The organism is Psychromicrobium xiongbiense (assembly GCF_030271165.1).
Lineage (GTDB): Bacteria > Actinomycetota > Actinomycetes > Actinomycetales > Micrococcaceae > Renibacterium > Renibacterium xiongbiense.
In genome coordinates this window covers 1-11,697 of record NZ_JASSZH010000003.1, presented here as the reverse complement: position 1 = coordinate 11,697, position 11,697 = coordinate 1, and the positions used below count along the sequence as shown (strand labels likewise).

Below are 11,697 nucleotides of genomic sequence, written 5' to 3'. Positions count from 1 at the left end.
GCGCCGCATCACCCAAGTGATGCGCCCCCTTCTCGTTACGTGGTTACGTGATCAGTCCAGGTAGTCCCGGAGCACCTGCGACCGCGAGGGGTGGCGCAGCTTGGACATCGTCTTCGATTCGATCTGGCGGATGCGCTCACGCGTGACGCCGTAGACCTTGCCGATTTCGTCTAAAGTCTTCGGCTGGCCATCCGTCAGGCCGAAGCGCATGGCGACGACGCCGGCCTCCCGCTCGGACAGCGTGTCCAGCACCGAGTGCAGCTGCTCCTGCAGCAGGGTGAAGCTCACGGCATCCGCCGGGACCACAGCCTCGGAGTCCTCGATCAGATCGCCGAACTCAGAATCGCCGTCCTCGCCCAGCGGCGTGTGCAGCGAGATCGGCTCACGTCCGTACTTCTGGACTTCCACCACCTTTTCCGGCGTCATGTCCAGTTCCAGAGCCAGCTCTTCCGGCGTGGGTTCGCGTCCCAGGTCCTGAAGCATCTGACGCTGCACGCGGGCCAACTTGTTGATGACTTCCACCATATGCACCGGGATGCGAATGGTGCGGGCCTGGTCTGCCATGGCACGGGTGATCGCCTGACGGATCCACCAGGTGGCGTAGGTGGAGAACTTGAAGCCCTTGGTGTAGTCGAACTTCTCGACGGCACGGATCAGGCCCAGGTTACCTTCCTGGATCAGGTCCAGGAACAGCATGCCGCGGCCGGTGTAGCGCTTGGCCAGTGAGACCACCAGACGCAAGTTCGCCTCCAGCAAGTGGTTTTTGGCCCGCTTGCCGTCGTGAATCACCCACTGGTACTCGCGCTTGAGCTTGTCGGTCATCTTGCCGTCATCAGCAGCGAGCTTCTCTTCGGCATAGAGCCCGGCTTCAATGCGCAGGGCCAGATCGACTTCCTGCTCGGCGTTGAGCAGCGCGACCTTGCCGATCTGCTTCAGGTAATCCTTGACCGGATCGGCTGTGGCGCCGGCAGACATCACCTGCTGAACCGGAGCATCGTCATCGTCCGCATCGGAGTAGACAAAGCCGGAACCCGTGGTCTCTTCGGCGGCCTCAGCCTTTTCGCTCTGCTCACCATCCGCATCCTCGACGTGAGCAAGATCGTCATGCGCGGCGTCATCGGTCACCTCAAGAAGATCAACGACCTCTTCGACAGCATCGTGATCAGGCGCAACGGCTTCAGCTGCCGTGTCCTTGGCGGCCGCTTTTGCGGCAGCGGCTTTCGTCGTGCGGGCTGCGGGCTTGGTCGCAGCAGTCTTGGTTGCAGCAGACCGTGCGGCAGCGGTCTTCGTGGCCGCAGTCTTGGGTGCCGCGGTCCGGGTACGGGGCTTCGCAGCGGTCTTCGCTGCAGCCTGGACGGGAGCGTCCGTAGCCTCAGCGGGCGCAGTACCGGTTTTCCGTGCAGTGGGTGACACTGGTGACCTTTCCTAGCAGCTCAGGTGGTGTCACTCATGCGCAACACCACTATGACCCTGTCAAGTCCGTGATCGGTGCTCGCACCGACACCGTCTGCAGGGTCTCTCAAAGATCAACTGCTGGCGTTGCGTCCTTGTTCCCATAATCGGTCATTCGATACGGGCTTCCTGGAACGCAGATCAACGGACCCCACCGGGTCTGCCTTATAGTCTCTCACGAGATCTGCCCTGCCAGGGAATCCAGGATCTGGATCACCCGTCATGATGAGCTCATGCCCCCTCACCTCATGCGGCATGAGGTGAGGGGCGCTGCCAGGCCGTCAGTGGATCGCGGACCCACGGGCATTGCATACCGGAATCCAGAACCTGCAGCAGGAGGTGCGCCAGGCGATAGTCCGGGCAGATCTCCAGCGCCTGAGTCAGCCGCACACCGCTACGACTGCCACGCCCACGGCACCATTCAATCCAGCCCAGGAGCGTGAGCGCAGCCGCTACCGGTTCCCGCAGCGACAGCGTCCGCGGCACCCGGACAGTGGGACTCATTCCGCCCAGACCCGCAACTCTTTCAAGGCCGTCCGCCAGGCGGTTGACCCGCTCCCATTCCGGTCCCGGCCACTCCCCCATGGCCACCGAGGTGACCGACAGGTCTGGGTCCCCCGGAGCCCCGGATTCGTCACCCACTCGAAAGCCCTGATCGAGCCCGGCCACGGCGGAGACCATCAGAGCATCCCTGATTCCCCGATTGACCAGGGACGCCGTCAGGTAACCCAGCCTCTCCGAGGAGTCAGCCAGCGACTGGCTGCCGTCCAGCACGCTCTCCCACGAGGACAAAGCCTCGCGATGCACGCGCTCTCCCGGCATCGTCGTGGCCATCCGGACCAGTGCCAGGTCAAAGAACTTCTTCGCAGCCCGCCGCATCTGCACAGACGCCACGGGCAATTGCACCGCCTCGCTGAGGCTCTCCAGGTAACTGCTCCCCCGGTACACCAGCTCGGCATTGAGCAGGCTGTTCCGCACAGCGCTCAACGGTCGTCCCTGTACCGGGCAACACTGTGCGTCGCGGCAGAGATAGTCGCGCCAGTGCTCCTCCCCGACGTACCAGGCCTCGTGCAGGGGCTTCCCTATGGAAGCCAGCATCCCCCACACGGCCGCCATCAATTCGTCGTACCCGGGGTCCTCGTCATCGAGCCAGTCCCTCCCGGCAAACAGCGCGACCACAGTGCCGTCCGCTTCGACATCAGCGGAGATCTGACTGATGACGACCTCGGCAAAGAGCCTGCACCACTCAGGGTCGGGGTCCCTGGCTGGCAGGTCCAGCCTCAGAGTGGCGCCCACCTGGTTTCCCCGCAAGGTGACCACCACGAATGATTGGTCCGGCCAGTACCCGACCGCGTGCGGCAGATAGGCCAGGATGTCTTCAACGGACCGGACATTCAACAGTTCTTCATGGCTCATGCATCGAGCATGGGGCGCCAGTGCCCCGCAGAACCGGGAATCGACCCGGCATCGACCCTCTTGTGGAGAATGTCGCGCTGGGAGCTGCTTGTGCAGGAACAGTCGCAGGGATTCCCGGCCGGTGTCAGAAGCCCATGTCAGAAACCGGTGGCCGATAACGTCAGTGACGGTCCGCGCGGTATTTGCGGCGGCGCTCCGGATATTTCCGCAGTGCCTCGCGCAGCGGCGGCACCGTGATGCCTCGGGCAGCCAGTTCCCGCCGTGTCCGGACCCGGGTCAACATCACCGCGCCGAGGCCAAAAATCAGGACGAGCAGCTGGGCGCTCAGGGCAACGCGGAAGGCATCCAGTGTGTACAGCTGACTCGTGAGCCCCATCGTGTGCTGGAGGTCCAGCAGCAAACCCACCAGGTACATGGTCACCACAGAGGCGACATAGCCACCGACATTGACGATGCCGGTCGCGGTGCCCAGTCGCTGGGCCGGATTGAAGGTCCGGGCAAAATCAAAACCGATCATCGACGCCGGCCCACCCAGCCCGAGAGTGATAATCAGAAGGATCACCAGCCAGCCCGGGGCCACACCGGGCCAGAACAGAACGAGCGCCCAGGCCACTCCAGCCAGGCTCGCGATGGTGAGCACCACATTCGAGCGGCGCAGTGGATGACGATCCACCCAGCCGCCCAGCCACGGTCCGCTGACCAACGCGGTCGGAATGAACAGTGTCATCGCCAGTGACGCCTGGCCGGGAGCCCAGCCCAGGCCAGACACCAGGAATGGAACCCCCCAGGTCAGCAGGAAGACATTGCCACTGAACTGGGTGACGAAGTGGCTCCACAGACCCAGTCTGGTTCCAGGCTGCCGCCAGGCCGCCGCCACTATGGAGCCCATCTCCCGCAACTTCACCGGCTGAACCGCAACGACCTCCCCGGACGGCCGGTCACGCACCCCGGCCAGCACGGCCAGGAAGGCGATCACCGACAGACCCGCTGCGGCAAGAAACGCCGGGCTCCAGCCATAGGTGTGCAGCACGGCGGCCAGTGGCACCGCGGAAAGCAGCTGACCCAGTTGACCGGTCAGGCCGGTCAACTGGGTCAGCAAGGGCACCCGGCGCGGGCTGAACCAGGCCGGCAACAGGCGGAGCACTGAGATGAAGGTCATGGCGTCTCCGGCGCCCACCAGAACGCGGGCCACCAGTCCACCGGGAACCGAGGTCGCTGCGGCCAGCTGAAGCTGCCCCAGCGCCATCAAGGCCGCACCACACAGAATCAGTACGCGCGGCCCAAAGCGATCCACCAGCACCCCCACTGGGATCTGGAGCGCCGCATACACCAGTAGCTGCACAACACTGAAGGCGGCAAGTGCCGCGGCCCCGGTCTGAAAACGCTGGGTGGCTTCAAGACCGGCCACTCCAAAACTCGTACGTTGGCAAACAGCCGCCACATACGCCAGAACACCAACACCCCAACACAACCATGCCCGCCAAGAATCCACGGCCCAAGACTATCGACTCCGGTCAGGGATCTCTGAAGCGCTCAGCCTCCATGACGGCCACAGATACGCTGGCTGGATGCTACTCGGAGGGTTCGGTGTCTTCGCGCTCTGCAGCGTCCTCATCTTCCCGCGTGGCAAGGTAAGCCTCAATGGCGGCACCCAGCTCATCGGCATCCGGCAGTTCATCTCCGGCGCCCGCCAGAAGCGAACGCACCGGGCGCTCCTGTGCCTGCTCGTCGTATTGCTGTTCCAGGCGGTGCACCACGTTCTGGACGTCTGCAGAGGCCTGCATCTGGTCAGCGATCTGCCGTTCCACCTCTCGGCCCGCTTCACGCAGCCGATCCGTCGGAAGCATCAGGGAAGCCGCTGCGCCGAGATATTCCAGAGCCGCCACCGCGGCCGCCGGGTATTCGGCATCGGCCAGATAGTGCGGAACGTGCACGGCGTAGCCAGCCACATTGACCCCAGTTTCAGTCAACCGCAATTCCAGGAGATGGCCGATGCCGGCAGGCAGCTGAACGGTTGCCTTCCAGCTGGACATCCCTTCGATCAGCTCGGGACGGTTGCCATGCACGGTCACTCCCAGGGGCCGGGTGTGCGGCACCGGCATCGGAATCGAATGCACCCAGGCCACCAGATTCACCTCCAGTCGCTCGATCAGACCAATCGCCGCGGCCGTGAAACGCTCCCACTGCAGATCCGGCTCACTACCGGTCAGGAAGAGGAATGGCCTGCCCAGACCGTCCACCACGCGATACAGAATGAGTGAAGGGCGCTGGTAATCGGTGAAGTGATCTTCATCGAAAGTGATGTGCGGGCGGCGCGAGCGATAGTCGATCAGCTGATCCACATCAAAGAGGGCCACCGGTTCCGTGTTCAACTGGCCCAGAATCTCGCTGCTGATCTGCGTCACCACCCGGCCGGCATCCGTGAAGCCGGTGAAGCCCATCAGGAGGTTCAGACCGCGCAACTGCGGGTCGCTCAGCAACAGATCGTTGCTGGCATACAACGATTCCGGGTCCAAAAACGGTACGTAGTCAAAGTCATTCATGCTGGTTCCACCTTAGTTCTCCTCCACGGCAACGCGATTGCCCGGGCAATCATTCCGTCAGCATCAAAGGCTACGATCGGAGGACGGCCACAGCCGCAATCCATCGATCAGCGAGGAAGCCATGCCCCTGAACCCCACCGTCTCTCTTGCCGTCACCCCCGGAACCGGCATCCAGGTCAGCGCCGATGCTCTGGTCCTGGGCGTCGCTTCCTCACCGTCCGGCCCCGTGCTCCTCGGCGACTCCCTGCCGGCCAGCCTCGCGGCCTCAGTGAGCGCAAACTTCTCGGTGCTGGGCATCACCGGCGCTGCGGACTCACTGCACAGGCTCCCTGCCCCCGCGGATATCTCCGCCTCGTCCGTCGTGCTGGCTGGTGTCGGCGCAGTCGGTGAACCGGTGGCACCAGAGGCACTACGTCGTGCCGCGGGCTCTGCCGTACGCCAGCTCGCCGGGCTGAAGAGTGTGGTCCTGGCCCTGCCGGCCGAGGATGAGGCCAGCCTGGCAGCAGTCTCTGAAGGCGCCGCACTGGGCGCCTACCGCTACCAGGGTCTGCATGCGGTTGTACCGGCCGGCACGTCCGGTCCCAAGTCGGCGGTGGCCGAGGTGACCATCGCCAGCACGGTGGATGCCCGGGCGGCCCGGAAGATTCTGGCCCGCGCCTCCGTTCTGGGCAAAGCCGTTCGCGCCACGCGTGATCTGGTCAATGAGCCGCCCAGCCATCTCTACCCGGAGAGCTTCGCTGAAGCGACGAAAGAACTCGCCAAGGGCCTGCCGGTCAAAGTGACGGTCTGGGATGAGCGGCGGCTGGAAAAGGACGGCTTCGGAGGGATCCTCGGCGTCGGTAAGGGCTCCTCCCGTCCGCCTCGCCTGGTCAAGGTGGAGTACGCCCCGGCCAAGGCCAGCCGTCATCTGGCGCTGGTGGGCAAGGGCATCACCTTCGACACAGGCGGTATCTCACTCAAGCCAGCCACGTCCATGACCACCATGAAGTGCGATATGGGCGGTGCCGCCGCCATCCTGACCGCGACTCTGGCTGCTGCTGAGCTGGGCCTTCCGTTGAAGATCACCGCCTGGTTGTGCCTGGCGGAGAATATGCCCTCCGGTACGGCCAGCCGCCCCTCGGATGTGCTCACCATCTTTGGCGGGAAGACCGTGGAGGTACTCAATACGGATGCCGAGGGCCGACTCGTAATGGCGGATGGTCTGGCCGCCGCCTCCCGCGAATTCCCTGATGTACTGCTTGACGTGGCCACGCTCACCGGGGCACAGATGATCGCTCTGGGGAATCGGTACTCGGCAGTGATGGGCGATGACGGCGTCCGTGACGCGATTGTCGAGGCCGCCACCGAGGCTGGTGAGCAGTTCTGGCCGATGCCGCTGCCCGAGGAACTGCGCCCCAGCCTCGACTCCGCAGTGGCGGACCTGGCGAATATCGGCGAAAAGATGGGCGGCATGATGACCGCCGCCGCCTTCCTGCGCGAGTTCGTCGGGCCGCGTCAGGACCCCAAGGCCAGGGATGCCAAAGCTCAGGGCCTTGAGTCTGGCGAACTCATTCCCTGGGCCCATCTGGACATCGCCGGGCCGGCCTTCAATGAAAAGGCCGCCTACGGTTATACGCCTAAAGAAGGGACGGGCGTGCCGGTGCGGACCCTGCTGCGCTATGCCGAAGCGATCGCCGGAAGCCCCGCTCAGTAACGCCATCGACAACGTCACCGACACCGTCCTCCAGTGACCGGCCAGACGCCCTGGGTGTCTGGCCGGTCACTGTGCCGAGTGAATCGCGCCACAAAGGCTCATTGGAGCGCCGTCACAGGTGGAGCACGGATAAAACGGGCGCTATGGTGAAACCTGACAGTATTTCCCGCTCGCGCCGGGCCTTCTTCCGCAACTGTGCGGAGTGCCCGTACCTGCTGGGGAGTTCAGCAATCGACGGGGCAGGTCACAATCTCCGACCGGGTCTTTCGTCTTGACGCGAGGGAGCGTTCTCGTGGCCGATCAGGCAACGCAAGGAACATCAGAGTTCGACATCCTTATCCTCGGCGCAGGTAGCGCTGGCTACGCCACGGCCCTGCGCGCGGTGCAGCTGGGCTTCACGGTGGGGCTGATCGAGAAAAGCAAGGTCGGCGGAACCTGTCTGCACAACGGCTGCATCCCCACCAAGGCGCTTCTGCACTCCGCGGAACTGGCCGATCACGCCCGGGATTCTGCCAAGTACGGTGTCAATGTCGAGCTTCAGGGCATCGACATCGCCGCAGTCAACGCGTATAAAGACGGCATCGTCGCAGGGAAATACAAAGGCCTGCAGGGTCTGATCAAGTCCAAGAAGGCCATCACGCTGATTGAGGGTGACGGCAAGCTGTCCTCCCAGAACACCGTCACGGTCACCGCTGCGGATGGCTCCACGACCACTTACACGGGCAAGAACATCGTCCTTGCCTCGGGCTCCTACTCCCGCAGCCTTCCCGGCCTGGAAATCGGCGGTCGGGTCATCACCTCCGATGGCGCGCTCACCATGGAGCAGCTTCCGAAGAGCGCCATCATCCTCGGTGGTGGCGTGATCGGCTGCGAGTTCGCCTCCGTGTGGAAGTCCTTCGGTGTGGACGTCACCATCATTGAAGGCCTGCCGTCCCTGGTTCCCAACGAGGATGCCTCCATCATCAAGGTGCTGGAGCGCTCCTTCAAGAAGCGCGGCATTAAGTACTCCACCGGAATCTTCTTCCAGGGCGTGGAGCAGACCAACGACGGCGTCAAGGTCACGCTGGTCGACGGTCAGGTCTTTGAAGCCGATCTGCTGCTGGTCGCGGTTGGCCGTGGGCCGAACACGGCAGGCCTGGGCTACGAAGAGGTCGGCCTTCCGATGGACCGTGGCTTCGTGCTGGCCAATGAGCGCCTGCACACCGGAGTGGGCAACATCTACGCGATCGGCGACATCGTCCCCGGCCTCCAGCTGGCTCACCGTGGCTACCAGCAGGGCATCTTCGTGGCCGAGGAAATTGCCGGCCTGAACCCGGTCGTCGTCGAGGACGTCAACATTCCCAAGGTCACCTACTGCGATCCGGAAATCGCCTCGGTGGGCCTGACCGAAAAGGCCGCTCAGGACAAGTTCGGCGCCGAGAACGTCCAGTCGCAGGAATACAACCTGGCGGGAAACGGCAAGTCATCCATTCTGGGTACCAGCGGCCTGGTAAAGATGGTCCGTCAGAAGGCTGGCCCCATCGTGGGCGTTCACATGATCGGTGCCCGAATGGGCGAGCAGATCGGTGAGGCACAGCTGATGGTCAACTGGGAGGCTTACCCGGAGGACGTCGCCGCACTGATTCATGCACATCCCACCCAAAACGAATCGCTCGGCGAAACGGCACTGGCTCTGGCCGGTAAGCCGCTGCACGGCTAAGCGCTAAGCTCGATGACGAACAGAGAAACGTTCCACACCATGCTCGAGGAGAATCGGTAGCGACATGTCTGAATCCGTGAATTTGCCGGCGCTCGGTGAAAGCGTCACTGAGGGTACCGTCACGCGTTGGCTCAAGCAGGTCGGTGACCGGGTTGAGGTCGACGAACCCTTGCTGGAGGTCTCCACTGACAAGGTCGACACCGAGATTCCCTCTCCGGTAGCTGGTGTGATCGAAGAGATCCTGGTCGCTGAGGATGAGACCGCTGAGGTGGGCGCCCCCCTGGTGCGGATCGGCACCGGCGCCGCGCCTGCCGCTGCACCGGTTGCTGAAGCTGCGCCTGCCGCTCCGGCGCCTGCAGCGGAAGCACCGGCCGCTCCGGCTCCGGCGGCCGAGGCCCCGGCTGCTCCTGCTCCTGAAGCCCCCGCAGCTGTGGCAACTGGCCACGAGGTGATCCTCCCCGCTCTGGGTGAGAGCGTCACCGAAGGTACCGTGACCCGCTGGCTCAAGGCCGTTGGCGATTCTGTGGAGATCGACGAGCCGTTGCTCGAGGTCTCGACCGACAAGGTCGATACCGAGATTCCCTCCCCGGTCGCCGGAACCCTGCTGGAAATCCGGGTGACCGAGGACGAGACCGCTGAGGTCGGATCCGTGCTGGCTGTGGTGGGCTCCGCCTCGGCCGCTCCGGTGGCCGCTCCTGCCCCGGCAGTCGCTGAGGCGCCTGCTCCCGCTGCGGCAGCACCCGCTCCTGTCGCGGCAGCTCCTGTCGCGGCGGCTCCTGTCGCTGCGCCCGTCGCGGCGGCTCCTGTCGTTGCGCCTCCTGTGGCGGCATCGGCTCCTGCAGCTGGCAACGAGTCGAACTATGTCACTCCCCTGGTCCGCAAGCTGGCCAATCAGCACGGTGTTGAGGTGGCCAGCCTCACCGGTACCGGTGTGGGTGGACGGATCCGCAAGCAGGACGTTCTGGCTGCCGCTGAGGCCGCGAAGGCTGCAGCCGCACCGGTGGCCGCCGCTGCTCCGGTGGCCGCCAAGGCCGCTGCACCTGTTGCTGCAGATTCTGCGCTGCGTGGAACTGTGGCAAAGGCACCCCGCATCCGTCAGGTCATCGCCCGACGGATGCGCGAGTCGCTGGAGACCTCCGCTCAGCTCACCCAGGTCCACGAGGTCGATATGACCAGGATCGCCAAGTTGCGTGCTGCCGCGAAGAACACCTTCCAGGCCCAGAACGGCGGCGTGAAGCTGACCTTCCTGCCGTTCATCGCCAAGGCTGTGGCCGAGGCGCTCAAACAGCACCCCAAGGTCAATGCCTCCTATGACGAGGACAAGCAGGAGATCACCTACTACGATGCCGAACACCTCGCCATCGCGGTGGATACGGATCGCGGCCTGCTCGTTCCGGTCATCGCGGATGCCGGCAATCTGAACCTGGCCGGCATGGCGTCCAAGATCGCCGATGTCGCCTCGAGGACCCGCAATAACAAGATCGGCCCCGATGAGCTCTCCGGCGGCACGTTCTCGATCACGAACTTCGGTTCGGTGGGCGCTCTGTTCGACACGCCGATCATCAACCAGCCGCAGGTCGCGATCCTCGGTGTGGGATCGATCGTCAAGCGCCCCGTGGTGGTCCCGGATGCCAATGGTGAGGACAGCATCGCCATCCGTCAGATGATGTACCTTTCGATGACCTACGATCATCGTCTGGTGGACGGGGCCGATGCCGGACGCTTCCTGCAGACGGTGAAGGCGCGCCTCGAAGAAGGTGCTTTCGAAGCCGACCTGGGTCTCTAGAAGCTCTGTCACACCGCGTCAGGAGGGTGGTTCCAGCTGGAACCACCCTCCTGGTTTTTTAAGCCGCCTGCGACTGCCCTTTCAGATCAGGACATTTGACTACACCGTGTCAGTAAAGCTTCTACATCACGTAGAGTAGAGCTATGGAATTCGTCAAATATGTTCTGGTCTTTCTGCATGTTCTCGGTGCCGCCACCATCGTCGGTGGCTGGTTTGCCACTTTCAAGAAGCCCACGGTGCTTCCGATCCAGTTCATCGGTGCCATCGCTCAGCTGGTCACCGGCCTCGCACTCGTCGGGCTGGCCGGTGCCACCCATGAACCGCTCAACTACGTGAAGATCACGGTCAAGCTGGTCATCTCCATCGTGGTCCTGATCCCGGCAATCATCGGGTTCCTCAAGGCTCGTAAAGGCGAAGCTGTCTCCACCGGCCTGGCTCACGCCGTCGGCGGGATGGCCCTGATCAACATCGGCGTCGCCACCCTCTGGCACTGATTCCCGGCAACGCCCGCCGGCTGGCAGCTGACACGACGCACCGTTGGCCAGCGCAGGTGCCTAGGATGGAACTGTCTCACTGTCCCCGAGATATCTCTGACCTCTTTGAAGGAGCACTCATGGCTACCGTACGTACAGCTCACACCGTCTGGCAGGGCGATCTACCCACCGGCAGCGGCCAGGTCACCCTGGACAGCTCAGGTCTGGGCACCTATGACGTGACCTGGAAGGCTCGCGCAGAGCAGGCCGAAGGGAAGACCAGCCCTGAAGAACTGATTGCTGCGGCACATTCGTCGTGCTTCTCGATGGCGTTCAGTAACGCTCTGGGCCAGGCCGGGTTCACCCCCACCTCGATTCAGACCCGCGCCGATGTGACTTTTCAGCCCGGTGTCGGCATCACCGGAAGCCACCTGAGCGTTAAGGCAACGGTGCCCGGGCTGTCTGAGGAGGACTTCCAGCGCATCGCCGAAGCAGCCAAGGTTGACTGCCCGGTCTCGGTCGCACTGGCCGGCACCACCATCACCCTGGAGGCCGAGCTGGAGGCCTGATCCTCCCCACGCTCACCGTCTGAACAGCAGGAAGGCCGGGCACTCACTCTGGTGAGTGCCCGGCCT

Annotated in this window: 9 protein-coding genes; 5 read left to right on the top strand and 4 right to left on the bottom strand. The window is 63.9% G+C overall.

Translation table 11 applies throughout. The features are described 5' to 3' along the window. Nucleotides 1-51 precede the first annotated feature (51 nt). From QQM37_RS00960 to QQM37_RS00945, 4 genes are all read right to left on the bottom strand, one after another. Nucleotides 52-1,413: an RNA polymerase sigma factor gene (locus tag QQM37_RS00960; protein WP_285724137.1), complete on the bottom strand. Its 1,362-nt coding sequence runs from the start codon at nucleotides 1,411-1,413 to the stop codon at nucleotides 52-54. 285 nt (nucleotides 1,414-1,698) lie between these two features. Further along, nucleotides 1,699-2,868 carry a DUF4192 domain-containing protein gene (locus QQM37_RS00955; RefSeq protein WP_285724135.1) on the bottom strand — a complete coding sequence of 390 codons (1,170 nt, stop codon included), beginning with the start codon at nucleotides 2,866-2,868 and terminating at the stop codon, nucleotides 1,699-1,701. 160 nt (nucleotides 2,869-3,028) lie between these two features. After that, nucleotides 3,029-4,360 (bottom strand): MFS transporter, encoded by a 1,332-nt coding sequence (locus QQM37_RS00950; RefSeq protein ID WP_285724134.1) that lies wholly within the window; start codon nucleotides 4,358-4,360, stop codon nucleotides 3,029-3,031. Nucleotides 4,361-4,439: 79 nt separating this feature from the next. Continuing rightward, nucleotides 4,440-5,411 (bottom strand): proteasome assembly chaperone family protein, encoded by a 972-nt coding sequence (locus tag QQM37_RS00945; RefSeq protein WP_285724132.1) that lies wholly within the window; start codon nucleotides 5,409-5,411, stop codon nucleotides 4,440-4,442. 121 nt (nucleotides 5,412-5,532) lie between these two features. Between QQM37_RS00945 and QQM37_RS00940 the strand changes: the two genes are divergently transcribed. The 5 genes from QQM37_RS00940 (at nucleotide 5,533) to QQM37_RS00920 (ending at nucleotide 11,631) form a co-directional block, all read left to right on the top strand. Then, nucleotides 5,533-7,104, top strand: a complete 1,572-nt coding sequence (locus QQM37_RS00940) for a leucyl aminopeptidase (RefSeq protein ID WP_285724129.1) — start codon at nucleotides 5,533-5,535, stop codon at nucleotides 7,102-7,104. Between the two features lie 292 nt (nucleotides 7,105-7,396). Beyond that, nucleotides 7,397-8,803 carry a dihydrolipoyl dehydrogenase gene (lpdA, locus tag QQM37_RS00935; protein ID WP_285724127.1) on the top strand — a complete coding sequence of 469 codons (1,407 nt, stop codon included), beginning with the start codon at nucleotides 7,397-7,399 and terminating at the stop codon, nucleotides 8,801-8,803. Nucleotides 8,804-8,867: 64 nt separating this feature from the next. Beyond that, entirely contained in the window at nucleotides 8,868-10,589 is a 1,722-nt protein-coding gene (gene sucB / locus QQM37_RS00930) for a 2-oxoglutarate dehydrogenase, E2 component, dihydrolipoamide succinyltransferase (RefSeq protein WP_285724125.1), read from the top strand. A gap of 143 nt (nucleotides 10,590-10,732) precedes the next feature. Next, nucleotides 10,733-11,083: a hypothetical protein gene (locus QQM37_RS00925; RefSeq protein WP_285724123.1), complete on the top strand. Its 351-nt coding sequence runs from the start codon at nucleotides 10,733-10,735 to the stop codon at nucleotides 11,081-11,083. 119 nt (nucleotides 11,084-11,202) lie between these two features. After that, nucleotides 11,203-11,631 (top strand): OsmC family protein, encoded by a 429-nt coding sequence (locus QQM37_RS00920; RefSeq protein ID WP_285724121.1) that lies wholly within the window; start codon nucleotides 11,203-11,205, stop codon nucleotides 11,629-11,631. The last annotated feature ends 66 nt before the right edge of the window (nucleotides 11,632-11,697 follow it).

Excerpts from the sequence above, each read along its gene's own strand:
- QQM37_RS00955 (WP_285724135.1), bottom strand. The coding sequence starts at position 2,868 with ATGAGCCATGAAGAACTGTTGAATGTCCGGTCCGTTGAAGACATCCTG.
- QQM37_RS00945 (WP_285724132.1), bottom strand. The coding sequence starts at position 5,411 with ATGAATGACTTTGACTACGTACCGTTTTTGGACCCGGAATCGTTGTAT.
- QQM37_RS00940 (WP_285724129.1), top strand. The coding sequence starts at position 5,533 with ATGCCCCTGAACCCCACCGTCTCTCTTGCCGTCACCCCCGGAACCGGC.
- sucB (WP_285724125.1), top strand. The coding sequence starts at position 8,868 with ATGTCTGAATCCGTGAATTTGCCGGCGCTCGGTGAAAGCGTCACTGAG.
- QQM37_RS00925 (WP_285724123.1), top strand. The coding sequence starts at position 10,733 with ATGGAATTCGTCAAATATGTTCTGGTCTTTCTGCATGTTCTCGGTGCC.
- QQM37_RS00920 (WP_285724121.1), top strand. The coding sequence starts at position 11,203 with ATGGCTACCGTACGTACAGCTCACACCGTCTGGCAGGGCGATCTACCC.